The 25,570-nt window shown below is 58.1% G+C and carries 26 protein-coding genes; 10 read left to right on the top strand and 16 right to left on the bottom strand.

Features of this window, described 5'->3' with window-relative positions:
• The first annotated feature begins 231 nt into the window (after positions 1 to 231).
• Positions 232 to 777: a bactofilin family protein gene (locus MKZ79_RS17380; RefSeq protein WP_336143870.1), complete on the top strand. Its 546-nt coding sequence runs from the start codon at positions 232 to 234 to the stop codon at positions 775 to 777.
• A gap of 3 nt (positions 778 to 780) precedes the next feature.
• On the opposite strand, the gene sctU is transcribed toward MKZ79_RS17380, so the two are convergent.
• Genes sctU through sctW form a run of 11 tightly spaced genes read right to left on the bottom strand, consistent with a single transcriptional unit; the run spans position 781 to position 11,181 of the window.
• Positions 781 to 1,866 carry a type III secretion system export apparatus subunit SctU gene (gene sctU, locus MKZ79_RS17385; RefSeq protein WP_336143871.1) on the bottom strand — a complete coding sequence of 362 codons (1,086 nt, stop codon included), beginning with the start codon at positions 1,864 to 1,866 and terminating at the stop codon, positions 781 to 783.
• Positions 1,866 to 2,669, bottom strand: a complete 804-nt coding sequence (gene sctT / locus MKZ79_RS17390) for a type III secretion system export apparatus subunit SctT (protein WP_336143872.1) — start codon at positions 2,667 to 2,669, stop codon at positions 1,866 to 1,868. Before sctT ends, sctU begins: the two co-directional genes overlap by 1 nt.
• Before the next feature lies 1 nt (position 2,670).
• Entirely contained in the window at positions 2,671 to 2,931 is a 261-nt protein-coding gene (gene sctS, locus MKZ79_RS17395; RefSeq protein WP_246761439.1) for a type III secretion system export apparatus subunit SctS, read from the bottom strand.
• Between the two features lie 7 nt (positions 2,932 to 2,938).
• On the bottom strand, positions 2,939 to 3,592 hold the full coding sequence (gene sctR, locus MKZ79_RS17400; protein WP_336143875.1) for a type III secretion system export apparatus subunit SctR: 654 nt from the start codon (positions 3,590 to 3,592) through the stop codon (positions 2,939 to 2,941).
• A gap of 4 nt (positions 3,593 to 3,596) precedes the next feature.
• On the bottom strand, positions 3,597 to 4,613 hold the full coding sequence (locus tag MKZ79_RS17405; RefSeq protein ID WP_336143878.1) for a FliM/FliN family flagellar motor switch protein: 1,017 nt from the start codon (positions 4,611 to 4,613) through the stop codon (positions 3,597 to 3,599).
• On the bottom strand, positions 4,610 to 5,227 hold the full coding sequence (locus tag MKZ79_RS17410) for a type III secretion system HrpP C-terminal domain-containing protein (protein WP_336143880.1): 618 nt from the start codon (positions 5,225 to 5,227) through the stop codon (positions 4,610 to 4,612). Before MKZ79_RS17410 ends, MKZ79_RS17405 begins: the two co-directional genes overlap by 4 nt.
• Entirely contained in the window at positions 5,224 to 5,685 is a 462-nt protein-coding gene (locus tag MKZ79_RS17415; RefSeq protein WP_336143883.1) for a type III secretion protein, read from the bottom strand. The genes MKZ79_RS17410 and MKZ79_RS17415 overlap by 4 nt, the downstream gene beginning before the upstream one ends.
• The gene (sctN, locus tag MKZ79_RS17420; RefSeq protein ID WP_336143885.1) at positions 5,669 to 7,030 is read right to left on the bottom strand and encodes a type III secretion system ATPase SctN; all 1,362 of its coding nucleotides are present in this window, start codon (positions 7,028 to 7,030) and stop codon (positions 5,669 to 5,671) included. Before sctN ends, MKZ79_RS17415 begins: the two co-directional genes overlap by 17 nt.
• The gene (locus tag MKZ79_RS17425) at positions 7,027 to 7,908 is read right to left on the bottom strand and encodes an FHA domain-containing protein (protein WP_336143886.1); all 882 of its coding nucleotides are present in this window, start codon (positions 7,906 to 7,908) and stop codon (positions 7,027 to 7,029) included. The genes sctN and MKZ79_RS17425 overlap by 4 nt, the downstream gene beginning before the upstream one ends.
• A gap of 10 nt (positions 7,909 to 7,918) precedes the next feature.
• Complete coding sequence (sctV, locus tag MKZ79_RS17430) at positions 7,919 to 10,027, bottom strand: type III secretion system export apparatus subunit SctV (protein WP_336143889.1); 2,109 nt, start codon at positions 10,025 to 10,027, stop codon at positions 7,919 to 7,921.
• Positions 10,024 to 11,181, bottom strand: coding sequence for a type III secretion system gatekeeper subunit SctW (gene sctW, locus MKZ79_RS17435; protein WP_336143891.1), 1,158 nt, complete (start codon positions 11,179 to 11,181; stop codon positions 10,024 to 10,026). Before sctW ends, sctV begins: the two co-directional genes overlap by 4 nt.
• Positions 11,182 to 11,461: 280 nt before the next feature.
• On the opposite strand from sctW, the gene MKZ79_RS17440 reads away from it, so the two are divergent.
• The 3 genes from MKZ79_RS17440 (at position 11,462) to MKZ79_RS17450 (ending at position 14,327) form a co-directional block, all read left to right on the top strand.
• Positions 11,462 to 12,004, top strand: a complete 543-nt coding sequence (locus tag MKZ79_RS17440; RefSeq protein WP_336143894.1) for an RNA polymerase sigma factor — start codon at positions 11,462 to 11,464, stop codon at positions 12,002 to 12,004.
• A 192-nt stretch (positions 12,005 to 12,196) separates the two neighbouring features.
• Positions 12,197 to 13,651, top strand: coding sequence for a PAS domain-containing sensor histidine kinase (locus MKZ79_RS17445; protein ID WP_336143896.1), 1,455 nt, complete (start codon positions 12,197 to 12,199; stop codon positions 13,649 to 13,651).
• Positions 13,652 to 13,685: 34 nt separating this feature from the next.
• Positions 13,686 to 14,327, top strand: coding sequence for a response regulator transcription factor (locus tag MKZ79_RS17450; protein WP_336143897.1), 642 nt, complete (start codon positions 13,686 to 13,688; stop codon positions 14,325 to 14,327).
• Here the strand turns inward: MKZ79_RS17450 and MKZ79_RS17455 are convergent.
• Complete coding sequence (locus MKZ79_RS17455) at positions 14,305 to 15,417, bottom strand: hypothetical protein (protein ID WP_336143899.1); 1,113 nt, start codon at positions 15,415 to 15,417, stop codon at positions 14,305 to 14,307. The two genes, MKZ79_RS17450 and MKZ79_RS17455, sit on opposite strands and share 23 nt — an antisense overlap.
• A gap of 555 nt (positions 15,418 to 15,972) precedes the next feature.
• On the opposite strand from MKZ79_RS17455, the gene MKZ79_RS17460 reads away from it, so the two are divergent.
• Positions 15,973 to 16,275: a hypothetical protein gene (locus MKZ79_RS17460; RefSeq protein ID WP_336143902.1), complete on the top strand. Its 303-nt coding sequence runs from the start codon at positions 15,973 to 15,975 to the stop codon at positions 16,273 to 16,275.
• Positions 16,276 to 16,472: 197 nt separating this feature from the next.
• Here the strand turns inward: MKZ79_RS17460 and gntT are convergent, their stop codons facing one another.
• Both gntT and MKZ79_RS17470 read right to left on the bottom strand, forming a co-directional pair.
• Positions 16,473 to 17,789: a gluconate transporter gene (gene gntT / locus MKZ79_RS17465; protein ID WP_336143904.1), complete on the bottom strand. Its 1,317-nt coding sequence runs from the start codon at positions 17,787 to 17,789 to the stop codon at positions 16,473 to 16,475.
• A 257-nt stretch (positions 17,790 to 18,046) separates the two neighbouring features.
• Complete coding sequence (locus MKZ79_RS17470; RefSeq protein WP_336143906.1) at positions 18,047 to 18,676, bottom strand: LysE family translocator; 630 nt, start codon at positions 18,674 to 18,676, stop codon at positions 18,047 to 18,049.
• A gap of 717 nt (positions 18,677 to 19,393) precedes the next feature.
• Between MKZ79_RS17470 and MKZ79_RS17475 the strand changes: the two genes are divergently transcribed.
• The 5 genes from MKZ79_RS17475 to MKZ79_RS17495 all read left to right on the top strand — a co-directional run bounded on the left by MKZ79_RS17475 (position 19,394) and on the right by MKZ79_RS17495 (position 24,117).
• Positions 19,394 to 20,815 carry a cytochrome ubiquinol oxidase subunit I gene (locus MKZ79_RS17475; protein ID WP_336143907.1) on the top strand — a complete coding sequence of 474 codons (1,422 nt, stop codon included), beginning with the start codon at positions 19,394 to 19,396 and terminating at the stop codon, positions 20,813 to 20,815.
• A 1-nt stretch (position 20,816) separates the two neighbouring features.
• Positions 20,817 to 21,824: a cytochrome d ubiquinol oxidase subunit II gene (gene cydB, locus MKZ79_RS17480; protein ID WP_336143908.1), complete on the top strand. Its 1,008-nt coding sequence runs from the start codon at positions 20,817 to 20,819 to the stop codon at positions 21,822 to 21,824.
• Between the two features lie 22 nt (positions 21,825 to 21,846).
• The gene (locus tag MKZ79_RS17485) at positions 21,847 to 21,996 is read left to right on the top strand and encodes a DUF2474 domain-containing protein (protein ID WP_125288513.1); all 150 of its coding nucleotides are present in this window, start codon (positions 21,847 to 21,849) and stop codon (positions 21,994 to 21,996) included.
• A gap of 209 nt (positions 21,997 to 22,205) precedes the next feature.
• A complete protein-coding gene (locus tag MKZ79_RS17490) occupies positions 22,206 to 22,460 on the top strand; it encodes a CsbD family protein (RefSeq protein WP_336143911.1) in 255 nt (84 codons plus the stop codon).
• A gap of 325 nt (positions 22,461 to 22,785) precedes the next feature.
• A complete protein-coding gene (locus MKZ79_RS17495; protein WP_336143912.1) occupies positions 22,786 to 24,117 on the top strand; it encodes a carbohydrate porin in 1,332 nt (443 codons plus the stop codon).
• Positions 24,118 to 24,145: 28 nt separating this feature from the next.
• On the opposite strand, the gene fetB is transcribed toward MKZ79_RS17495, so the two are convergent.
• The gene (gene fetB, locus MKZ79_RS17500; protein ID WP_336143913.1) at positions 24,146 to 24,904 is read right to left on the bottom strand and encodes an iron efflux ABC transporter permease subunit FetB; all 759 of its coding nucleotides are present in this window, start codon (positions 24,902 to 24,904) and stop codon (positions 24,146 to 24,148) included.
• Positions 24,891 to 25,556, bottom strand: coding sequence for an iron efflux ABC transporter ATP-binding subunit FetA (fetA, locus tag MKZ79_RS17505; RefSeq protein WP_336143916.1), 666 nt, complete (start codon positions 25,554 to 25,556; stop codon positions 24,891 to 24,893). The genes fetB and fetA overlap by 14 nt, the downstream gene beginning before the upstream one ends.
• Between the last annotated feature and the right edge of the window lie 14 nt (positions 25,557 to 25,570).

Here is a 25,570-nt window from a genome sequence, read left to right on the forward strand (position 1 = left end):
GTCACGATATTTCAGCTCAGGAGAGCACGCTGGCTTCTTTTCAGAAGAGCGTCGCTATAAGGAAGCGCGATGCGTGAATACAGGTTTCTCTGGATTGTCTGGTTTATCTGGGCGTCCTGGCTGCTACACAGCCTATTTCCTTCCGCCGGCATAGTGAAAGGGAGCGGTTCGCTCTTAGCCGTCTTCATACCGGCGCTCATTTTTTATCAAATTATGATGAGAAAACGTAAAATGAGAATTTTTAATCGTAAGCCAAAGCCCGCCGAGGCTGATAAAACGGCTACCCCGTTTCTGCCAGCGTTCCGCGCCGGAGCGGATGTCCGATCGGGTGCGCTGGCGAAAAGCGCCGTCGCGACGGGCGCCGATAAGACCAGCATCGTCGCCTGCGCCACGCTACTCACCGGCAATCTGGAAAGCGGCGGCAGCGTGATAGTTGAAGGCGACGTAACAGGCAATATCACCGCGCAGCAGGTGCGGATTGAGAAAGACGGCAAGGTGCAGGGCGATATCACCGCGCAATATATCGTCATCAATGGCCAGGCCGTAGGGAAACTGCATGCGGATACCGTTACGCTGCAGTGCGAAGGTCTGGTGGAAGGAACCATCTTCACCGAAGAGCTGATTATCGATAAAGGCGGCATCTTTATCGGCCAGTCGCAGAAAAAATCGGCTCTCCCCGCGGAGAAAACTCGCGGCAAAGCAAAAGCGGAGCTGCTTACGGTGGCCGATGCGGGCAACAAAGTGGCGGATCCTGCGCCACAAAGCAAGGCCGGTTAGAAGCTACTCTTCAATTTCCACTATCTCCTCCAGCTGCTGATCTTCCAGCTCTTTCAGCAGCCGGTAGACCTGGGCGACGGCTTTCAGGGTTTCACGCGGAATATAGTCGCCCTCATTCACCGTTCTGAACAGCGTGCGCGTCAGCCAGACAAAGCGGATCACCGGCATCTGGCGGTTTTTAGCTTCCTCAATAATATCCTGCGCCTCATAGCCCTCGGCCTTGAACAGCAGGCGCGGCAGCGGCGTTTCGCCAGCGCGGTAGTAAAGCCCGACGGCAAAGTGCGTCGGGTTGACCAGCACCATATCCGCCTCTTCCACCGCCACTTCCCTGCGGGGTTTGGGCGCTTCATTAAGTATCTGATGCGACATCGACTTACGATGCCCTTTCATATGCGGATCGCCTTCGCTCTGCTTATATTCGTTGCGAATATCCTCGTGGCTCATGCGCTGCTGCTTAAGGAAGAAATATTTCTGCAGGCCGAAGTCAAACGCGCTCAGCACCAGCAGCAGCGCCAGGGTTTCACGGACGATTTTCATAAACAGCGCCAGCACCGCCTGCCAGAAGCCGTTTAAATCTTCGCCGTAAGCCAGCTTCGCCAGCGGGCCGAGATCGGGTTCGATAGCCAGATAAAAGACAAAGCCGATGGCGATCGCCTTCAGCACGCTGGTCAGCAGCGTGCTTAGCTGTTTGGCGGAGAACATATTTTTCAGGTGGCCGACCGGATTAATGGCGTCAAACTTTGGCGCCAGCGCTTCGGTGGCGAACAGCGGGCCGAACTGCAGCCAGCCGCCCAGAATGCGCAGCAGAAAAATCAGCGCGCAGACAATGCCGCAGAAATAGCACAGCACCATCAGCCCATCCATTATGACTTCCTGCATGGCGTGGCCGAAAGGATCGTTCAGGCGCGCGAGCGGCAGCATAATCATCGCTTCCAGCCGCTGCATTCCGCCGCCGACCAGCGCGAAAATCGTCTCCATCACGCCCACGCAAATCAGCAGGCGCGGAATATCGGGCGTCTGGCCGACCTGCCCTTTTTTTCGCGACTCCTTGAGCTTTTGGGGCGTGGCGTCTTCGGTTTTTTCCGCCATCAGCCCGCTCCTTTACCAAACATATCCGCCAGCTGCGGCACCAGGTCTTTCAGGTCAAACAGCCGCTCGTCCGCCACATAATTAAGAATCGGCAGATAAAGCACAAAAAACAGCATCCCCAGCAGACATTTGGCGGGCATCGCCAGCACGGTCGCCTGCAGCTGCGGGCTGTAGATACTGAGAATGCCCACACTGAAATCCACCAGCAGCAGCAGCGCCACCAGCGGCCCGGCATAGAGCACGATATGGGTAAAGATGCCGCCTAAAATAGTAAGGTAGACCTTGAAACCCGCTTCGTTTGGCAGCGGCAGCCACTGCATCGGCGGCCAGAGCTGATAGCTGTCCCAGATGATTTGCGTGATGGTCGACAGCCCCAGCCCTACCACCAGCAGCAGAATAATCGACTGCTGCATCAGAAAACCGAGCGGCGTAGCGTCCGGCCCCAGCTGCGGATTAAGCTGGCCGCCCATCAGCGCGCCGCGCTGGTTGTCGAACAGCGCGCCCACCGACTCGAACAGCCAGAAAGGCATGGCCATCAGCAGCCCGATCACAACGCCGATAATCACCTCTTTCAGCGCCAGCGCCGCCAGCAGAAACAGCGAGGGATCGTCTGCGGCCAGCTGCTGTTGGATCATCGGCGCGGGAAACAGCGCCAGCGCCAGCACGATGCCGGAGCGCAAACCGCCTTTGATGGCGTTAAAAGAGAAGACCGGCGACAGCAGCAGGCAGGGAAAAATACGCGCCATCGCCAGCGTCAGCGCCAGAATAAAGTGGTAGCCGTCGAACAGGACGTTGTTCCACATATCAGTACTTCACGTTAGGCATCATGGCGAAGGCGCTCTGCGCCAGCTCGGTCAGCTCCACGCCGATCCAGCGGCCGGTCAGCGCCAGCGCGACGCCTACCGCCACCAGCTTGATGGCGAACGGCAGCGTCTGATCCTGCAGCTGCATCACCGCCTGCAGGAGCGAGACGATGACGCCGACGATAACCGCCACAATCAACGGCGGCGCGGAGAGGATCACCACCAGCAGCATCGCCTGGCGGAACAGCGTCAGGATATCCATTCTTTCCTCACAGATAGCTGTAAAACAGGCCGTCGAGCAGCCGCGTCCAGCCGCTGACCAGCACAAAGAGCAGAATTTTCAGCGGCAGCGAGATGGTCATCGGCGACACCATCTGCATCCCCAGCGCCAGCAGCACGTTGGAAACGATCAGATCCACCACGATAAAGGGAATAAAAATCAGAAAGCCGATCTTAAAACCGTTCTGCAACTCCGACAGCACAAAGGAGGGGATCAGCAGCAGCGGGCTGTCGTGCGCGATAGTAGCCGACATCTCTTTCGGCCACATACGCTGCGCATTCTCCTGCAGGTGGATCAGAATATCGGGATCGGTGTTTTTCACCATAAAGCGCTTCAGCGGCTCCGCGCCGTTGCTGACGGTATAGTCGAGCCTTTCGGCGGACTGAGTGTCGATCGGCACCGCTTTTACCCGTTGGCTGATTTCGTTAAAAACCGGCGCCATCACGAACAGCGAAGCGGCCAGCGCGATGCCGTAAATCGCCATGTTAGGCGGCACCTGCTGCACGCCCATCGCGTTGCGGGTCAGCATCAGCACCATTGAGATCTTCAGAAAACAGGTGCAGACGATCATCAGGATCGGCACCAGCGACAGCGCGCCCAGAAACAGGGCCAGCGTCATCGGGTTCAGCGACAGAGAATCCATGCGTTTACCGTGCCAGCGGGTTATAGCCCGGCAGCATCTGGGTGATCTGCAGGCCAAGCCGGCCTTCCACGTCGACCAGCTCGCCTTTCGCTACCGGGTAGTCACCGTGGCAAAGCAGCGCCTCGCCTGGCGTGACGTTATCGATCATCACCGTGGCGCCCGGAGCGAGCGTGGAGAGTTCTCCCAGCGTCAGCCGCAGCTGGCCGCAGCGTACCGACAGCGCCAGCGGCAACACGGAGAAATCCGTAGCATCCGTCATCGATCCCGCATCCCAGTCGGGATCGGGAGAGATCGGCTGCTCAAACTCGTCAGGGGGCAAAGTCACGTCATCGTTCTCCATCTGGCTAAGGTAAAAATGCGCCGTCGCCTGCTGCATCTGCAGCTCTCCGCGCAGCAGGCGCCCGGCGCAGCGAATCGCGCCGCGACCGTCCGGGGTAAAAAAAGGCCGTGGCGGCAGCACCACGTCACCGCGCTTTAGTTCGCCTGGCGACAGCACGACATGGCCGACGGTTATCGGCAAAGTCAGCGGCATATCGGTCGACAGCGGCAGCGTATCCCGCTGCCAGCCGGTTTTGCCGAGAAGCCGCATCAAAGTCTCCGCAGAGAGCGCCAGCAGGCTACGCGCCTGCTGCTCTCCCCACTCCAGCGTCATAATCAGCAAAAATTCCTCTGCTGCTTTTTCTTCCGTTACGGTTATGTGGCCGAACAGCGCCAGAAGTTCGGCAGAAAGTTGACTTTGCCACCACGGCCAGTACCAGCTCTGTTCCGGCGCCGCTGTCGGCAGCGCGAAAGTTGGGGTTGCGGCCATCAGCGACAGCACCGACTGCGCGTCGGAAAGCCGCAGATTTCCCGCCTCGCATCGCCAGCCGCTCATCTCTTCCAGCTGAGAGTCATCGGCAAGCTGCAGCCGCAGCACCCCCATTTCTCCGGCCAGCCGATAGGGATAAAAACAGCCCGCGCCAATTTGCCGACGCAGCTGCGCCGCCTGGCTGCTGAGCTTTCTCAGGCGTAGCCGGCTCATGCTTCCTGCTCCGCTGCGCGCTGCTCAAAACGCAGTTTTACCCGACAGGCCATGCGCTGGCGCAGCGACAGGCGACAGCGTTCCTGATGCGGCAACAGCGCGCGCCAGGCGGATGGCTGGAGCCGCAGGGCGATATCCCAGCCGCCAGCGGCAAGCGCGGAAAAGCGAGCGTCGACCTGTCCAAGCTTCGGCAGGATCAGCGTCAGCGTCATCTCGCCCGGCGGACGCGTTTCCGTGGCGGCAAGCAGATCTGTTTCAATCTCCTGCCACATCGCCATCGCGGGCGGCGCGCCGGAGGCGCTGTTTTCTTCCAGCTGACCGAATCCCTGCTGCTGCGAACCGGACTGGCTAAAGGCTGGCGGCGAGTAAGGCCTGTCGTTCTCTTCCAGCAGCTCGCTGAACAGCACATCGTCTTCGCGCGCGGGTTTGCGCAGCTCGCGGCGCGGTGCGGCTGGCGTTTCGCTGGCGGAGGATGCCTCTTTGCGCTGCGCGCTTCGCGTCTCTCCCTGGCGCTGCGTATCGCGCTGCTGCATATGGCGCTCGGTAGTCTGGCGCTGCGTGTCGCGCAGCAACTGCTGCCGCGCCGTCTGCTGTTGTCCGGGAAGGGTAATCATTCGTTTACCTCCTGCTGTAGTAAAAATTCCAGCTTCTCCACTTCGCGCTGCCGCTGCCGTGTCTCCTGACGCGCTTCTTCAACATGCTGCTGTCGCTCAAGCTGCGCCCGATCGATCTCCTGCAGCGTCAGCCGCCCGCCGTGGACGTTTTTCAGCGCCTGCTGCTCCTGCTCCAGCGCCCGCTCCAGCAGATAGCTCGCCTGGCGGACGCCGCAGTTCTGCTGTGCGAAGCCCGCTTTCAGCTGCTGATAGCGCTGCTGACGCTCATGCAGCTGCTCATCGGCCCGCTCCCTTTGCTCCTCTAGCTGGCGCAGCGCCTGTTCCTGTTCGCGCAGCTGCCTTTCGCTGCGGTTCAGCCGCTGACGCCGTATCGGCAGCAGCAGATCCAGCGTGCGCCGCAGCTCCTGCGCCGTGGCGTCAACGGCGGGTTCCGGTTCGGGATTAGCGAGACGGCGCATAGCGGCTTACCTCCGACAGCTGATAGCAGCTCTGCTCAAAAACGGAAGGCGCGCGCATCGCCTGCTGCAGGTAGCCGTTGATTGCGCTCTGCGCCTCAACCGCCGCATCCGTCAGCGCGTCGTTGCCCGTCTGATACTCGCCCAGGCGAATCAGCATCTCGACCTGCTGCCAGGCGGCCATTAGCTGACGCACGGCGGTCGCCTCTTTGATCTGCTGGCGGGCCACCACGTTGCTCATGGTGCGGCTAAGGCTGGCGAGAATATCGATGGCGGGATAGTGGCCGCGCTCCGCCAGTTTGCGGGTCAGCACAATGTGGCCGTCAATCAGCGAGCGCACCTCGTCGGCCACCGGATCGTTCATCGAATCCTGTTCAATCAGCACTGAGTAGAGCGCGGTAATGGCGCCGGTCGTGGTCTGCCCGGCGCGTTCCAGCAGCGTAGGCAGCAGCGTGTAAACCGAAGGCGGCAGACCGCCGCGGCCCGGCGGTTCGCCGAGCGCAAGGCCAATTTCGCGCTGGGCGCGGGCAAAACGGGTCAGGGAATCCAGGATCAGCAGCACGCTTTTGCCCTGGTCGCGAAAAGCCTCGGCGATGGCGGTCGCGGTGAAAGCGGCGCGGGCGCGCTCCATGCTGCTGCGGTCGGAAGTGGCACAGAGCAGCACCGTGCGGCTGCGCAGCTCGCTGTCCAGCTCGTGATCGAGAAATTCCCGCAGTTCACGACCGCGTTCGCCAATCAGGCCGAAAACTATCACGTCACAGGGCGTATTCCTCGCCAGCTCGGCCAGCAGCGTAGTTTTGCCGCAGCCCGCGCCGGCGAAGATGCCTACGCGCTGCCCGACGCCCAGCGTCAGCAGCCCGTCAATGGCGCGCATCCCGGTCGGCAAAGGCGTGTCGATTCTCGGCCTGGCCGTAGGCGGCGGCGCGTCGCCCAGCACCGGCTTGACGTTGTCCGCTTCGCCAGGCAGCGCGAAAGCGCTGACGCCGCCCTCTTCAATCGGGCGGCCGAAGCCGTCCAGCACGCTGCCCAACAGCTGGTCGGAGACGCGGATGCTGTGCGGCAAAAATAGCGGCGTAACGCGGGCGCCCTGCGCAATACCGTCCAGCTGTCCCAGCGCGGAAAGCAGCGTGTGCTGAGGATTGAATCCCACCACTTCCGCCAGTACCGGCAGCTGGTTTTTGCCTTCAATCTGGCAAAGATCGCCGATACGCGCTTCCGGCAGGCTGCTCTCCAGCAGAATGCCGCTGATGCCGGTAATGCGGCCATAGCGCGCAACCGGCGCAAAGCGCGCCAGCCGTTGTTGATGAGCGGTGAACCAGTCGTCAAGCAGAGGAAAATCAGCGCTCACCAGTTCACCTTTATCTGTTCCCGTCCGGCGAATTCGATTTCGCTTGCGGTAATCGCCACCAGCCGCAGATCGCCCACCTGATCGCCAATAAACAGGCGCTCTCCGCCATCGGTTACCACGTTGGCCCGTTTGCCGGTGGTGATCTGCACGATACGGAACGGCAGCTTCGCGCTGCGCAGGCGCGTATGGTTGACCAGCTGCGGCACTACCGCATACTGCGCCTGAAAGCGCGTCAGCATCCGATCCAGTATCTGCAGCCGCTCTTTGCTCAGCTCGCCGTTAAGGATCAGACGGCCCTTATCCATATCGATTTTCACGCCGGGAGTCAGGCCGCGTTCGCGCAGCATCGCCAGCAGCGGCGGCCGGACTTCCTGCAGGGTTTCCAGTATCTTACGGTTGGAAGGCGTCGTGGAGGTCTGCGCCACGGTGGGCTGCAGTATCCAGCTGATAATGGTGAAGCTGAGCAGCAGAATCAGGCTGACCGACAATACCTGAACGCCGCGAGAAAAAAGCCGTGACGGCGCGGCTGGCGCGGCCATCGCCGGTGCGGCCTCGGCGGGTGTGACAGCAACGGGCAGCGGCGCGGCGCGCATCTCGTCCCACGGCTGCGCCGCGTGCGTCAGCGAGAGCCAGACTTCGCCCAGCGCGAAAGGCGTATCGGGCGACAGCAAGTCGCCGTCCGGCTGACGCACTTTTCCCTCTAACTCCTGCAGCTGCCAGACATCGTCGACAAAACATAGCGCGGCATGGAGAGGCAGCACGCCGTCGTCCGTCAGCTGCAGATCGGCCTCATTGCTGCGCCCCAGCGTCCAGCGTCCGCCGCTAACCGGCAAGGCCGCTCCCTGATGGCGGCCAGTAAGTACGCGTAGCTCAAACATAATCCGCTCCTCAGGCGTCGAAAGCGTCGACGCCCTCATCCAGTTCAAGACGGCCAACCACGTTAATCGCCAGGTTGGTTTGCAGTTCGGCGAACGACAGCACCGGCACCTGATGGAACTCATCCTGAATCAGCCCGCGCAGCGGACTGCGGAGATCTTGCGCCACCAGCAGCACCGCGGATGCCGGCTGTTCCGGCGCGAAGGCGCCGCGCAGCTGGGCGAGGATCGCCATCGTCTGCTCCTGGGTCAGCGCGAAGAAGACCTCGTTCTGCGTCTGCCTCAGGGCGTCGCGCAGCTGCTCTTCCATCTCCGGCGTCAGCAGCCAGACATGCAGGCCGTCGTCCTGCGTGTACTGATAACAGATATGTTCTTTCAGCGAGATGCGCACTAAGTCGGTGAGCAGGCTGATATCGCGCTCGTGCTGGCCATGCTCGATCAGCGCTTCGGCGATGGCGCGTACCGAACGCAGCGGAATGCGTTCCGCCACCAGATTTTGCAGAACGTTGGAGAAGCGCGCGATCGGCATCACCCGCTGCAGCTCCTGCGCCAGCTCGGGCTGTTCGCTCTCCAGCCAGCCCATCAGCGCGCGGGTTTCCTGCAGGCCGATAAAGTTGGGCGCGCTGGCGTGAATGGCGTTCTCCATCCGCTTCATCAGCAGTTCGTGGAAGCCCCAGCGCGGCACGCTTTCATCCTGCAGGGCGGCGTGATCGGCGGGCAGCCAGAGCAGCGTCGCTTCCCTTCGGGCTTCGCTTCCCGCCTGCACGCCTTCCTGCTCCGCCAGCGCTTCGTGTTGATAGCGGCTGACGGCGAGCGCGGTCACGCCGAAAGTGCCGACCACGCGCGGGATTTCATACACCGAGTAGCGAAACTCATCGGCCGGTAGCTGCTCCTGAAACTCGATATCGAACGCGGGCAGCGTAAAGCCGTAGTTATAAACGATGCTGTTGCGCAGGCGGCGAATGGCCTGCACCAGCTCCAGCGTCTCCGCAGTGCCGCGCGCGCTGGCCGGAAACTGCAGCAGATAGGGCCGCGTGGGATTGAACTGGCGCAGATCTTCCGTGCCGTTCAGCTCCGGCGGGATCACCTCGTTCTCCATCTGCGGCTGGCTGGCCACCAGCTCTCTTTTGGCGCGCCAGACCTGAAAACTGCCGGAAGCCAGCGTCAGCAGCGCCAGCACGATAAAAACGCCGGTCGGCATCCCCGGCAGCAGCGCGAAGCCGAACATGCCGACGGAAGAGAAAACCCAGGCTTTCGGCTGGCTGGTGAGCTGCTCCGCAATCTCCCGGCCAATATTGTTGTCCATGTTGCTGTCGCCGTCGGACGAAACGCGGGTGATGATCATCCCGGCCGTCAGCGAGATCAGCAGCGCCGGGATCTGCGCGATCAGGCCGTCGCCGATGGTCAGCACCGAATAGGTATGCATCGCGTCGCCGGCCGCCATATCGAGCTGCATCACGCCGATGCTGAAGCCGCCGATCAGGTTGATAAACAGGATCACCAGGCCCGCTATCGCGTCGCCCTTCACAAACTTCATGGCGCCGTCCATCGCGCCGAAAAGCTGGCTCTCTTTCGCCAGGTCGACACGCTTGCGCTTGGCGGTGCTGACATCGATGATGCCCGCGCGCAGATCGCTGTCGATTGACATCTGCTTGCCCGGCATCGCGTCCAGCGTAAAGCGCGCGGCCACTTCCGCTACCCTTTCCGACCCTTTGGTGATCACCAGGAAGTTGACCACAGTCAGGATCAGGAACATCACCATACCAACCGCCAGATTGCCGCCGACCACAAAGGTGCCGAAAGCCGCCACGATATGGCCGGCGTCCTGCTGCACCAGAATCTGACGCGTGGTGGAGATCGACAGCGCCAGCCGGAACATGGTGGTCAGCAGCAGCACCGCCGGAAAGCTGGAGAACGCCAGCGGCTTGGGCAGATACATCGCCAGCACCACCAGCAGCGAGGAGAGACAGATATTGACCGCGATCAGCGCGTCGATCAGCCCCAGCGGCAGCGGGATAATCAGCATAAAGACGATCGCCAGCGCGAAGATGGCGCCGATGATCTCGGAGCGCTGCATGGCCGCCAGCGCGATGCGGTTCAGGATTAGAAACAGGTTGTTCATGCCGCTCCCTGACTGCCCGCCCGGTTCTGGTTATTGATCAGCTGGGTGATGGCGCCGCGCAGCAGCGTCGCCGCCTCCGAGCGGTTTTTCTTGTCCCGCCACAGCATCGGCGGCATATCGTTGACCAGCGGCAACAGCCCGTTAAGAAAGCGCATCCGCGCCTGCGGCTGCTCGCCCGCGAACTCCTGGCCGATGGCGTTGATATCGCGCGGCTGCAGGCCCATTTCCGCCACGCCCAGCAAACGCCTGGCCATATCCAGACCGCCGAGCGCGGAGATCGGGATTTTACCGCCGCTGCGCAGTCGGTTAAGCAGCTTGTCGCTGTTGGCGATCAGCTGCGTCAGCTGGCCCGCTTCGCTTAGTCCAAGGTGAATTTTGTGCAGCGAGCGGGAAGAAAGCGAAGGCGTCAGCGAGGCGATATCCTCCGCCAGCGCGCGCTGTAGCGTGCGTAAACCCGGTATAAACTGTTCGCGGCCAAAGCGTTCCAGCAAACTGTCCAGAATCACCGCCGCCGACTGGTGCTTGACGATGCCGTGATAGTAGAGCTGGCGCATCGACTGTTTCTCCGTGGGATCGGTGGTGAAACTGGCGATAGCCGACGCGGTGTTCAGACCGGCGCGTACGCTTTCGCCATAGTGCTCGTCCAGCTTGCTCAGCGCCTCGCCCGCCGCGTTGGCGGTGGCGATATCGCCGCTGCGATCGGCTTCGCGCAGCGTCATGCGCAGCAGCAGATCGCAGCGCGCCGGATCGTTATCCGCCGCAGCCACCAGCTGTTCCGTATCCGGTTCGGCCTGCCTGCCCAGCGCGCCTCTCAGCGCGCTGAGACGCTCCTCCAGCTTCTCCTGCTGCTGGTCATCCAGCAGCTGATAAAGCTCGCCGAGCCGCTCAATGCGCTCCACCGCGCCGCGATTGCTGCGCAGATGTTGGGTATTGATCTGCCGACGGCTCAGCCCTTTGCTTTTTTTCTCTACTTTTTCGCTGAACATCATGCCGATCTCTTCCAGCGAATCGGTCAGCGACGCCGCCGCTGAATGGGTGTTGACCGATCGGGGCTGCACGTCCGTGCCTGTCGCGGCCGGACGCGTGCCATCCTGCTTTAACAGCGTTTTGACCAGCGCCTGTTGATACTGCAGAGAAGAATGAACTTTGATCATTCCGGCCTCGAAGGTTGATTTCGCGATGTTGTTAAGTGGCGAAAAAGACGAACGGGTTCCCGATGATTAAAAGGAAAAAAAGGCGTACAGCTGAAACTTTCAACCTGCGTTATTAGTGTAAAAAGTTGCACAGCTTTTTTTAATATTTCGCCGGAATTTGTCTCAGACGATTCTTAGATAAATCTCAAGAGCCGCGCCGTTACTGCTATTTCCCGCATTTTTTCTCCTGGCACACCCTTTGCAATAAACAACGTAACTAAATAATGCCTGGAGCAAAAAAATGTTAACTGCCGCGCCAATTGAAATAACTTATACCGCTGAAGCCCCGGTCGCCGTTTTATGGCAGGAAATTCTTTGCCAGCAAAATCGCAAGCTGCATAACTTTATTCGTAAACGCGTCGCGAACCGTGAAGATGTGGAAGATATCGCGCAGATGACCTGCGTTGAAGTGCTGCGCAACAGCCATAAATTTCTGGGCGCGTCGCGGCCGGAAACCTGGCTGTTTGGCATCGCCGCCAACCTGATCCGTAACTACTATAAAACGCATCAAAACCGTTTTCTTTTCGACAGCATCAGCGAAGACAACGCGCCCGATCTGATTCAGGAGTGCGATCCCAGCGATATTATCGCCAACGATCAGTTGCTGAGCGTGATGGCCGCCTCTATCGATCGCCTGCCGGAAGAGACGCGCCGTATGCTGACTATTCTGGTGGAGCGCAACGGCAGCTATCAGGATGTGGCGACTTCGCTGAATATTCCTCTCGGTACGGTAAAATCGCGCCTGTCGCGCGTGCGCGAATCGTTGAAAAGCACGATAAGCTGAAGAAATCGCTTTTTGCAGGCTGATTGCCGTAATAATTAATTATTTGCGATCCGTCGCCATTTTCAGAGCCGCTTCAATGGTCATCGGCTTAAATATTTGCTGTAATTTCACGCAGGCGCTTTTTTTCGCTGCTGCACGATAAGCTGTAATAATTTATGCTTATTCTTTCCTTTTCCCTGAACAGAGAGAGAAATGCTTTCGTCGGAAATATTTAGCCTTAACGTCAGTAAAGAACCCTATAATGGTCGCGCTATCCTGCCCGACTTCGCGCTGGATCGCGTTAACGACGCGATCTATTTGGTGCGCCAGGATGCCCGACTGGCTTATATCAATAATAAAGCCTGCGAGATGCTCGGTTATAATTACCCGGCGCTTATTCGATTAAGCTATTCCGATATTGAAGGCGAGCTGCAGGACCCGGACGTGGCCGCACTGTGGTGGAAGCTGAGCCTGCGCCCGGAAGGGATCCGCTTTACCTCGCAGCATCGGATGCACAATGGCGAAATCATCCCGGTGGAGGTCAACTCCAGCGCCTGGGAGCATGAAGGCGAGATGCTGGTGCTGTGCGTGGTGCGCGACGTGCGCGAACTCAAGCAGCGCACGGAGCGCTATCTGCAGCAGGAGCAGCAGTTTCGCTCGCTGGTGGAGAACTCGCCGGATCTGATCGCCCGCTTCGATACCGGGCTGCGCTGCCTTTACGCCAATCCGCGCGTGCTGGATTTAATCGGCTGTAGCGAAGAAAAAGCGCGCGGCTGGCGACTGACCGACAGCATTCCCTTTGATGAGCCGGGTATGCAGCTGTTTCGCCTTGTCTCCAATACGCTGGCGAGCGGCGATAAGAGCGAATCGGAACTTGAGGCGCGTTTCGGCGAGCGCGCTATGGTGCTGCACGTCCGCTGCGTGCCGGAGTACGATTTAAAAGGCGAAGTCGTCACTATCCTGGCGGTAGGCCGCGATATTACTCAGCTGCGAGAGGCGGAAAACCAGGTGCGCGCCGCTCACCATCAGCTGCGTCTGCTGGCCAGCAACCAGCAGGAGCGTACCGAGCAGGAGCGCAAACATATCGCCCGTGAAATTCACGACGAGCTGGGCCAGCATCTGACCAGCCTGCGCGCCGGGCTGTCGGTGATTGGGATGCAGAATAAAGATCCCGCGCGCGTCGCCAGCCAGGTGGAATACCTGATGACTCTGATCGACAGCACTATCCAGGTGGTACGCGATGTCTCGACGCGACTGCGGCCTAATATGCTGAATATGGGGCTGATGCCCGCGCTGGAGTGGCTGCGCGACGAGTTCGTCAAAAACGGCGGCTGCAGCTGTATGCTGATTGTGCCGACAGGCAAGCCGGTGACGCTTTCCGATCAGGTGGTGACGACTGTGTTCCGCATCGTGCAGGAGTCATTGACCAATATTTCCCGCCACGCCCGCGCCAGTAAGGTTTCTATTATCGTACAGACCAGCCGGGAGACGCTGGTGATACAGGTGCGCGACAACGGGCGCGGTTTCCAGACGCACGCCGTGCGTCATGACGCTTTTGGCCTGCTGGGCATTAAAGAGCGGGTCGATATGCTGCAGGGTCAGGTAACCATTACCAGCCGTCCCGGCGAAGGCACCCAGCTGGAGCTGACCCTGCCGTTAAAACAGTAAGTCGATGTTCACCGTCAGCAACCAGGGATAGCGAATGAATGAAGTAATAAGATTAGTGATTGCCGACGACCATGCCCTGATGCGCGAAGGGCTGAAGCAGATATTCGCGCTCGACGACAATATCGCCGTCGTGGGCGAAGCTGGCGACGGCGGCCAGGTACTGGAAAGATTGCGTCTTGGCGGCCTCGATCTGCTGCTGCTGGATATCTCCATGCCCGGCATCAGCGGCGAGGATCTGATTAACCGCATCCGGTCGCAGTATGAAAATCTGCCGATCCTCGTGCTGAGCATGTTTAACGAGCCGCAAATAGCCCGGCGCGTGCTCAACTGCGGCGCGCTGGGCTATATCACCAAAGATAAAAACCCGGACGCGCTGCTGGCGGCAATCCGCAGCGTGGCGCGCGGCTCCCGCTATATCGACCACGATCTGGCGCAGGAGATTGTGTTCGCCGAATACCAGAATGGCAACCGGGCGCTGCACGAAACCCTGACTACGCGCGAACGGCAGATCCTGATGATGCTGGCGCACGGCGAAACCATTAACGCCATCGCCGAAGCGCTTGCTATCAGCAACAAAACCGTCAGCACCTATAAATCACGCATGATGGAAAAGATGCAGTTTGGCAGCAACGCCGATATCGTCAGGTACGCTATCAGCCACCGCCTGGTGCAGTAGCTTCCGGCGGCGTCTCCTCTGCGGGCGGCGTCTCTTCCGCCTGCGGTTTTTCCGGCTGCCAGGCGCGATGGTGCCGCTTGCTTACCAGAAAGATCGGCGTGGCGATAAACAGCAGCAGGCTGCCCGCCATGCCGCACACCAGCAGGCTGATGCCGCCCGGCCAGCCCGCGCCGGAAGTGATACCGGCCACCACCAGCGACAAAATAAAAAAGAAAGAGAGCGTCAGGCTCACTGGCCAGATATTGGTGATATCCATATCGCTGAGCGCCATTTTCACCGGCTTAACCGCTCGCTTCTCCGCCTCTTTCTCGGCGCGGATCCTGCCTTTTACCGCCTCCAGATCGATTCCCGGCGCAATAAAATCGCCCAGCGGCCGCGGATGATGCAGCTCGTCAAACACCCGCGCTATCGGTGGAAAGGTCAGCGGCCAGCTGGCGCTGTGTACGCCGTAAGCGGTCAGCGCGGGCAAGGTGATGCGCGGTAACTGCACCGGCTGCAGATAGCGATTGTTATAAACCACCCAGCTCTGGCGCGTTTCGCCGCGCATCACGTGGTAAAGCCGGAAACGATCCGCCGGTGGATAGTGCAGATGGCTGACGCGCGCCTGCATGGTGGGAATATGATGATAGCGGCAGTAGTTGACTCTGCCCTGCCCCTGCGCGGCAAGCAGCACGCCGAGCGAAGGCAAAAAATACCAGGAGGTGCCTTCTGCCGCGAACGGGCCGTTGAGGTGCTCCAGGAATCTCGCTTCGCTGCTGCCGTTCAGATGTTCGGGCCACCAGCGCCAGCTGCGGCCGATGACGCGCTCCGTTGGCACGTTAAACACGCCCATCGGTTCGGTTTCGGCTGGCGAAACGGCAAAAGGGAAAATCTTGCTGAAAAAGGTCAGCGCATCGTCCGGGCCGTCCCATTCGCCGCCCGTTTCCAGCCCGTGCAGATTCGACGTCAGCTCCGCCCAGCCGTTTTTACCCAGCAGATCGATCTGATATTTCGTGTCCGCCAGCCGCTTGCCCAGCCGAAGAATCGACGACGGAATACCGTCCAGCGGCAAATCAGGCGCTGAATTAACGATGTCTGGTTGTTCTTCCATACTGCAATAATCCCCAAAAGCGGAAGCCCGCCCGTTCGCTCGGATAAAAAGAGGCAAAGCCGAAAATAACAGGCCGCGTCAGCATCCGCCGACGACACGCCGCCACTTATTTGGCTTAAGTTAAAAATTCAAGTTAATTCAAAGCATTATACTTTTCTGCGCCCTCATCTGGCAACCGCTGAAATAAGCTGTCCGTTGCCCGGATAAAATATCTTTTAAAATGAGCAGCTAAGCGTAGAGGATAAATTGATAATAAAAAGCAGCCTAAAGAAGAAAAGCGCCGGCACAACAGAATAGTTCTTTTTAAGTGAAATTAGCGCCCGAAATTTTGCCGGGTTGGGCAGGCGCCATGCGCAAGCCGTAGCGGTCGTTCCTGCGAGCGGTTGCAGGCATTTTCATTTTTTTATGCGATATCTTCCAGAAACAAAAAGCCATGCAGAACTACGGCCATTTGAGGTTGACGGAGAATCCTGAAGGCATAAAGTAAACCCGAATCTGAAAGCCTGCTTCAGCAGAAACAGTGCAGTGCTATCAAAAGTAAACGGGACAGCAGGGATGGCAAAAGTAAAACATTTTTATCGGTGCGCTTCTCCCTGTACCGCCGTGACGATCACCGGTAAAGAAGGAGAAAAAGAGATGGAAGGCAAAATCGCGAAGCTTGAAGCCAATGTCGACAACATCACAGGCAACATCAGCGACGTGAAAATGGATGTTCGCGAAATTCGTCGGGACATCGGTAAACTGGATACCAGCCTGCGTAGCGAGATGAAAACGGATTTCCGCCTGATGTTCGCTGCGCTTATTACCTCGGTGCTGGGGCTGGCCGCGCTAATGGCAAAAGGGTTTTACTGGTTTTAAGGCCGCGCCTTTCACCTTCGCTTTTGGCCAGTTTTATTATCAGGCTCAGCGATTTGGCCGTCGCTGTTACGCTCACAGCGAGGCTGTCGCCCGCCGGTCATCTCTTGTTGCACGGCCAGTTCACAGCGGCTTACGGCATAAGCCGCTGTGTTTAGCGTTGTGCTGATTTTAGCGACCTCATTAGCACTCGCGACCTTTTAGATTACCGCCTGCAGCAGCAGGCAGCCCACCAGGCCGCACACGGCGATAATGGTTTCCAGCACCGACCAGGAACGCAGCGTCTCGCCAATGGTGAGGTTAAAGTACTCTTTAAACAGCCAGAATCCCGGATCGTTTACGTGAGAGAAAATAACGCTGCCTGAACCGACCGCAATCACCATCAGCTCCGGGCTGACGCCGGTGGTCACAATAATTGGCGCCACGATACCACCAGCGGTAATAGCGGCGACCGTAGCAGAGCCCAGCGCCAGGCGCAGCGCGGCCGCAATAGACCAGGCCATTAAAATAGGCGACACCGCGCTGCCTTCCATCAGGCTGGCAATATATTTGTCCACGCCGCTGTCCACCAGCACCTGCTTGAAGGCGCCGCCGCCGCCGATAATCAGCAGCATCATGGCGATAATTTTAATCGAGTCGCCCAGCGTGGCCGTAATCTGATCCATGGTGCGACCGCGGTTCAGCCCGAAAGTGAAAATTGCGATCAATACCGCGATTAGCGTCGCCATAATGGGATCGCCGAAAAACTCTGCGTAAGGCAGCAGCGTATGCCCTTTCGGCAGCACCATCTCCGCCACCGCGCGCACCGCCATCAGCACCACCGGCACCAGCGCCGTCCAGACGCTGACCGCGAACGTCGGCATCTCCGCTTCGGTAAAGGTTTTCGGGTTATAGAGTCCCTGCGGCACCGGCTTATCGATATTTTTCAGAAAGCGCGCAAATACCGGCCCGGCCAGAATAACCGTGGGAATACCCAACAGCGTGCCAAACAGCAGCGTTTTGCCCATATCAGCATGAAACAGCGTGGCGATAGCGGTCGGGCCAGGATGCGGCGGCAGAAAACCGTGCGTTACCGACAGCGAAGCCGCCATCGGCACGCCGACAAACAGCAGAGGCACGCGGGCGGCGGCGGCGATAGAAAGCACCAGCGGCAGCATCAGCACAAAACCAACCTCGTAGAACAGCGCGAAGCCTACCGTGAAGCCAGTCAGCACTACCGCCCACTGGATGCGCTCCTTACCGAATTTGTCGATAAGCGTGGTGGCGATACGCTGCGCGCCGCCGCAGTCGGCCAGCAGTTTTCCCAGCATTGCGCCAAAACCCATAATCAGCGCCAGGCTGCCCAGCGTGCCGCCCACGCCAGCTTTTATTGAGGTGATGACTTTGTTGACCGGCATTCCCTGCATAACGCCGACCGCCAGCGCCACCAGGATCAGCGCGATAAAGCCGTTCAGCCTGAAACGAACCATCAACAGCAGCAGCAGCGCAACGCCGATGACGACAAAGAGTATTGGCATGATGTTTCTCCGGCAGCCTGTTGGCCGCTTCTGTTTTTCCGCCCAGGGCGGCGAATGAGTCGGGGAACAGTTAAGCAGGCGTCTGCCTGCTGCCGGCATGTTAACGGTAACATGACGCAACTAAAATGGGGCGCGGCGAGGGAATTTACAATTTGAGATGAAGATCAAACTTTCGTTACCACATTGATTACATAACGACAACAAAGCATCTGCGCCGCCGCATCAAAGGCGGCAGCGCTTCAACCGAAATGCAGGCGTTATTTACGCGTCAGCAGCAAAATACCGGCTGCGCCAAAAAAGAGCGCGAACACGCCCTCAATCAGACGCCGACCTTTCAGGTAAAGCCGGGTCGCGGCGGCCGTTGAAAAAAGCAGAGCGTAGCTGCCAAACACCAGCACACCCAGCAGCGCACAGCCGCCGGCAATCAGCGGCAATACTGTCGCAGGCGCGCCCGGATGAATGCCGAGCGAGATAATAGCCACCCATACCAGAATCGCTTTGGGATTAGCGAGATGCAGCAGTAAACCTCGCCGATAAAGCGCGCCGGGCGATACAGGCGCAGTTGCGCTGGCGTTTATCGCGCTTTGGTTTTTTACCCTGGCGCTACGCGCCGCTTTAAACGCCATCCAGAGCAGATAAAAGCCGCCGACTATCTTCAGGACAAACAGCGCTTTCGACCAGGCAAGCAGCAGCGTAGAAAGCCCGCAGGCAACGAGTATCGCCCAGCCTATGGAGCCCGTCACCACGCCTGCAGCCAGCGCCAGTGCAGCAACCCTGCCCTGCCGCATCGCCACATTCACGATCGCCAGATTGCTCGGGCCGGGACTGACCGTGCCCAGCAAATAAGCCAGGTATACCGGTAATAATGTTAACAATGTTGCTGCCATAGTCCCTTTCCTTTTGTGAGGTTGAATCCATAATCAATACCATCGCACCTTGACATGAAACAAAAAAATTTGACTTAACGTAAGTAAAAATGTAACCAAATGATTCTATCTGCATCAGAATGCGTTTTTATGGTTTAACATTTACAATGCTTTGCGCAAAAGATGATTGCTGCCAGTGACTACCTGCTGTTGATAACAATCATTAATGCAATATTTAAACGCCAGCCACCCAAGTGGCAACATAACAATAACATTACCTTCTGCAGGGACGTTAATCCGCCGTTTAATTTCCAATTTGTGCGCTTATTCGCGGGATTGATATTCTGTTAAGTGACATTTCAACGCGCTATTATAAATAAAAAGATTAGTTAACTTTTTTATTCATCCGTTCACCAACCGGTAATGGCAGACAATGAAAACGCTTCCATTGCTCAAAAGCCACATTATTTTTACAAAAATGTAGCAACGGGTAATTATCATTTAACAGTAGGCGGCAATGATTTAACGCAGCGGTGAAACAATTCATCGCAAAGATCCATGCTGTTATCGCTGAAATTGCGATTACTGTTGCTACTCCTTCTCCCGATTTGGTCTCAGGATCAAACTTCGTTGAAATATCCGCATAAACAGGGTCTGCATAGCGTTATACATGTAGCCCTATTGTTAATGTGCGGTAAATAAAAAAGAAAGGCAGTTTATGTCAGATCGAGGTAAGCAATGTTTGGATTAGATGCGTTCCACCTGGCGAGGATACAGTTCGCGTTTACCGTTTCCTTCCATATTCTCTTCCCGGCCATCACCATCGGGCTCGCCAGCTTTCTGGCGGTGCTGGAAGGCCTGTGGCTGAAAACCAAAAACGAAGACTATCGCGACCTGTATCACTTCTGGTCGAAAATCTTCGCCGTGAACTTTGGTATGGGCGTTGTGTCCGGCCTGGTGATGGCGTATCAGTTCGGCACCAACTGGAGCGGCTTCTCGCAGTTTGCGGGCAGCATCACCGGTCCGCTGCTGACCTACGAAGTGCTTACCGCGTTCTTCCTTGAAGCTGGCTTCCTGGGCGTGATGTTGTTCGGCTGGAACCGCGTTGGTCCGGGCCTGCACTTCTTTGCAACCTGTATGGTGGCGCTCGGCACCATTATCTCCACGTTCTGGATCCTCGCTTCCAACAGCTGGATGCAGACGCCGCAGGGCTATGAGATTCAAAACGGCCTGGTGGTACCGGCTGACTGGTTTAAGATTGTCTTTAACCCGTCCTTCCCGTTCCGCCTGCTGCATATGTCCACCGCCGCTTTCCTGGCAAGCGCCTTCTTTGTTGGCTCTTCCGCGGCATGGCATCTGCTGCGTAAAAACGACACGCCGGCAATCCGCAAAATGCTCTCCATGGCGCTGTGGATGGCGCTGATCGTCTCGCCAATTCAGGCGATGCTGGGCGACGCCCACGGTCTGAATACGCTTGAACATCAGCCGGCCAAAATCGCCGCAATCGAAGGCCACTGGGAAAACCCGCCGGGCGAACCTACGCCGCTGATCCTGTTCGGTATTCCGGACATGGAGCAGGAAAAAACCAAATATGCGCTGGAAATTCCCTATCTGGGCAGCCTGATCCTGACGCACAGCCTGGATAAACAGGTTCCGGCGCTGAAGACTTTCCCGAAAGAGGATCGTCCTGATTCGCTGATCGTCTTCTGGTCGTTCCGTGTGATGGCGGGCCTGGGGATGCTGATGATCCTGCTGGGCGTGGTGAGCCTGTGGCTGCGCTATCGCAAGCGCCTGTACACCTCTCGTCCTTTCCTGTGGTTCGCGCTGCTGATGGGCCCTTCCGGTCTGATCGCGCTGCTGGCGGGCTGGTTCACTACCGAGATCGGTCGTCAGCCGTGGGTGGTTTACGGTCTGCTGCGCACTAAAGACGCGGTATCGGCGCACGGCGACATGCATATGAGCATCAGCCTGATCGCCTTTATCGTGGTCTATATGTCGGTGTTCGGCGTGGGCTATACCTATCTGTTCAACCTGATCAAAAAAGGTCCGAAACAGGGCGAAGGTCACGACGAACCTGAAGGCGGCCCAGGTACACGCCACACCCAGGCGCGTCCGCTGTCTGCCGTGAAAGAAAAGTTAAGCGCGGAAGAGGATAAATAACGTGGGCATTGATACTTCTATTATCTGGTTCACCATCATCGTCTTTTCGACGCTGATGTATATCGTGATGGACGGTTTCGATCTGGGTATCGGCATTCTGTTCCCATTCAATAAAGACGCTACCGAGCGCGATATGATGGTCAACACCGTCGCGCCGGTCTGGGACGGTAACGAAACCTGGCTGGTGCTGGGCGGTGCGGCGCTGTATGGCGCCTTCCCGCTGGCTTATGCGGTGATTCTGGATGCGCTTTCCGTGCCGCTGACGCTGATGCTGATCGGCCTGATCTTCCGTGGCGTGGCCTTTGAGTTCCGCTTTAAAGCCACTGAAGAGCATCGCGCGTTCTGGGATAAATCCTTTATCTTCGGTTCGTTCCTGGCGACCTTCAGCCAGGGCGTGGTGCTGGGTACCTTTATCAACGGTTTTGAAGTGACCAACCGCGCCTATAGCGGCCCTGAGCTGCTGTGGCTGACGCCGTTCTCGCTGTTCTGCGGTCTGGGTCTGGTCGTGGCGTACGCGCTGCTGGGCAGCACCTGGCTTATTATGAAAACCGAGAACGAGCTGCATCGCAAAATGACGGCGATCACCAAACCGCTGCTGCTGGTGCTGCTGGCGATTATCGCCATCGTCAGCGTCTGGACGCCGCTGGAGCACGCCGACATTATGCACCGCTGGTTCACGCTGCCTAACCTGTTCTGGTTCCTGCCGGTACCGGTACTGGTGCTGCTGGCCTCTATCGCGCTGCTGCGCGCCCTGAAGCGTCATGCGCACTATTCACCGTTCCTGCTGACGCTGGCGCTGGTTTTCCTGGGCTTTACCGGCCTGGGCATCAGCGTCTGGCCGAACATTATTCCACCGCACATCACCATCTGGATGGCGGCGTCGCCACCGCAGAGCCAGGGCTTTATGCTGGTCGGCGGTCTGTTGATTATTCCGGTTATTCTGTTCTACACCTTCTGGAGCTACTACGTGTTCCGCGGGAAGATCAAACCGGAAGAGCATTACCACTAATAACGGGTTTTCGGAGGATAGTATGGTTGAAACTCAGCAAGCGCCTAAGCTCCCGGTGTGGAAACGCATCCTGTGGCTGGCCGTCATCTATGCGGGCAGCGTGCTGGCGCTGGGCGTCGTGGCAACGCTGTTCCGCTTTATGATGACCGCAGCTGGCATGAAGTCACACTGATACTCTGATTGCCGGTTTACCAGGCCCACGCTAAGCGTGGGCTTTTTTATGGCCGCCGTTCGGTTTGCTATTCAGAACTATCCGAGCTGTTTCCGCGCATTTCTTTACACCATTCATAAATTTACACACAACCGCAGCGGCAGATCGCTATTCATGGTCTATGCTTTTAATTCATTCATGAGGTAATCATGCCATCAGAAGGAGGCACTATGAGTTTACTGGATAAAGCTAACGATAAAGCCGACGAAGCGCTGGGCAAAGGCCAGGAGCAGTTTGGTAAGGCCGCCGAGTCTCCGGAGCATGAGTTCAAGGGCAAAATGCGTCAGGGCGCCGCGAAAGCCTCTTATGCCGTTGACGATGCGCTGGACTGCGTCAAGACCAAAACCCAGGATTCCCCTTTTGTCTCGCTGGCGATCGCCGCGGGTGTAGGTTTCCTTGCCGCGAAGATTTTTGGTCGCCGCTAGTCGCGTAAACAGGGCCGGCTCTCCGGCCCTTTTTTATTTCTGTTATGCCCAGCTTTCCACCGTTTTTCCTCGACTTCCCGCCCCAAACCGTGATCTGTGCAACTTTTTTAGCAAAAATAAAACATATTCAGCACTATTTATAACAATTTTATTCCGGATTAGTGGTTACATCCTGGCGTACAGGCCGTCGCCCGCGCGTTATGTCAGCTTTTTCTTCCTTACCAGAGGTTTAACGCCGGAGATAATGCTGATAAAAGCATGATGGCCGCAACCTGCCTTCCGCCTGCGGAAGCGCGGCGCTCTCACTAAAACAGGGTTTCCCATTATGAAAAGCGAATTCACCTTGAAAAGAACAGTGGCGTTCTGTGGTGTTGGCTTACTGCTGGCCTCCGGCCAGGCGCTGGCGGACTACGCGCCGCTCAGCATCGACTCGCCTTACGCCTTCGGCGACTGGGCCGGCAACCGTACCCAGCTTGAGAAGGACGGCGTGCAGTTTCAGGTTAACTACACGATGGAATCCGCCAGCAACTTCTCCGGCGGCTACAACCACTCTACCTCGGCGCGTTATACCGATCAGTGGGGCTTCGGCACCACGCTGGATCTGGAAAAGCTGCTGAACTGGAACGATACCCAGTTCCAGGCGACCATCACCAGCCGTAACGGGCAGAATCTTACCGACTATATCAACGATCCGCGCTCCGGCGGCCTCTCTTCCGTGCAGGAGGTTTGGGGACGCGGGCAGACCTGGCGCCTGACGCAGTTCTGGCTGAACAAGGGCTTCTTTGACCATACGGTGGAAGTAAAAGCGGGTCGCGTCACCGTGGGCGAAGATTTTGACAGCTGGCCGAGCAAGTTCCAGAACCTGGCGTTCGGCGGCGGTCAGGCGGGCAACTGGCGCGGCGATCGCTGGTACAACTGGCCGGTTTCTCAGTGGGGCGGCCGCGTTAAGGTTAACTTCACGCCGGAAGTTTTCCTGCAGGTCGGCTTCTATAACCAGACCGCCTCCAACTACGACACCGGCAACGGCTTCCGCCTGGACGGCGGCCATACCGAAGGCAACCTGGTACCGGTCGAGCTGGGCTGGCAGCCGACGCTGGGCGCGGATAAGCTCCAGGGCAACTACCGCGCGGGCTTCTACTACTCTTCGGTCAGAGGCGACAACTACAGCTCCTACAGCAACGGCGAGTACGGCCAGGATAACCACTCTTACGGCGGCTATCTGCTGTTGCAGCAGCAGCTGTTCGCGATGGGCGGCGACAACAAGCGCGGGCTGAGCGTAGTGGCTCAGGGCGTGATGAACGATCACAAGACCTCGAAAACCGACAACTATCAGTCGCTGGCGCTGGTCTGGACCGGGCCGTTTGAATCCCGTGCGGAAGATGAGATTGGTATCGGCGCAGCGCGTATTCACGTCAACGACGATTACAGCAAGATGCTGCGCCAGACCAACCGTGAAAACGGCGTAAACAGCTACGATAATCCGACTTACCTGCCGATTCAGAGCGGTTCGGAATATAACTACGAGATCTACTACAACGCGCACGTCACCAACTGGATGAACCTGCGTCCTAACCTGCAGTATGTGGCCTCGCCTGGCGCGGTCAGCGAAGTCAAAGACGCCTTCGTTGGCGGCATCACCGCCACCATCAACTTCTGATGCTCCTCAGGCGGGCTTTACGCCCGCCTTACTTTAGCTGCGCCCGCGCGGTAAAAAAGCGCCGACAGGCCAGGTAGCCCGCAATAATCGTGGCGATACTCGCCGTACCCAGCAGCATAAAAGTCACCATGATCTGATACTTAATCGCTTTTACCGGATCGATACCCGCAAAAATCAGCCCTGACATCATGCCCGGCAGGCTTACCAGACCGACGGTTTTCGCCGCGTCCACGGTCGGGATCATCGCTGCGCGGATGCTGTCGCGTATATAGCTGGCCGACGCCGTTTTCACCGACGCGCCCAGGCTCAGCATCTCCAGAATCTGCTGGCGGTTGTCGTCAAAGCGCTGGTTAAGATTGCTGTAGCACAGCCCTACCGCCACCATCGCGTTGCCGGCAATCATGCCGGTAATGGGGATCACCTGCATCGGTACAAACGCAATAGCCTTGCTCAACAGCAGGATGGTCAGCGTCAGCATGGTGCTGACGGTAATGGCGATAAAGGAGAGCGTGAAGGCCCGATCGATATTGCGGCTGCGCTTACGGGCGTTCAGGGCGGCGTTGACGCAGATAAACAGCACCATAGCGACGGTCAGCCAGCCATTGTTCACATCGAAAATATATTTCAGCACGTAGCCGACGACGATCAGCTGAATCACCGCCCGCGTAATGCTCCAGAGCATCTCTTTCTCCAGCCGCAGCCGCTCTTTTTTACTCACCAGCAGCGCCAGCAGCACCAGCGCCAGCGCCAGCAGCAGCGACTCGTTGCTGATATTATGCTGACTCATCTTCTCTCCTTAGCGGTTTTTCCAGAGTAAGCAGCCGCGACGCCCGGCTGATTTCCGCCGTATCGTGCGTAATCCAGATAATCGCCGTGCTCTGCTCTGACGCCGTTTCCTTAATCAGGTCGGCAATCACCCGCTTATTCTCTTCATCCAGCGCGCTGGTGACCTCATCCAGCAGCAGAACAGTCGGCGGAAACTGCAGATTGCGCAGCAGGGCAATGCGCTGCTTTTCGCCGCCGGAAAGCTGGCCGACAGGTTTATCAAGTATCTCGCCCGGCAGCCGCACCCTTTCCAGCCAGCGCCGCATCAGCGTCGCATCCGCTTTTTTCTCCCGGATACGCCAGGGAAAAGCGAGATTATCCCGTACCGTTTCGCCGAACAGCGTTGGCGTCTGAAAACAGTAAGAAACCTGAAGGCGATAGCGTTCCGGCCTGAGACGCGCCACGGCATCGCCCTGAAACCGCAGCGCGCCGCTGGTTGGCTCCAGCAGCGAGGCGATAATTTTTAACAGCGTGCTTTTCCCGCTGCCGGAAGGCCCGGTCAAACAGAGCTGCTCGCCCGCGTTAAGCTGGAAAGAGACGGGCGTCAGCAGTTCAACGCCCTGCTGGCTGTAGCCGACGTTTTGCACATCGAGTAAAGGAGTGAAAGCGGACATATCGGGCCTGAGCA

It is taken from the genome of Erwinia sp. CGal63 (genome assembly GCF_037026505.1).
GTDB lineage: Bacteria > Pseudomonadota > Gammaproteobacteria > Enterobacterales > Enterobacteriaceae > Erwinia.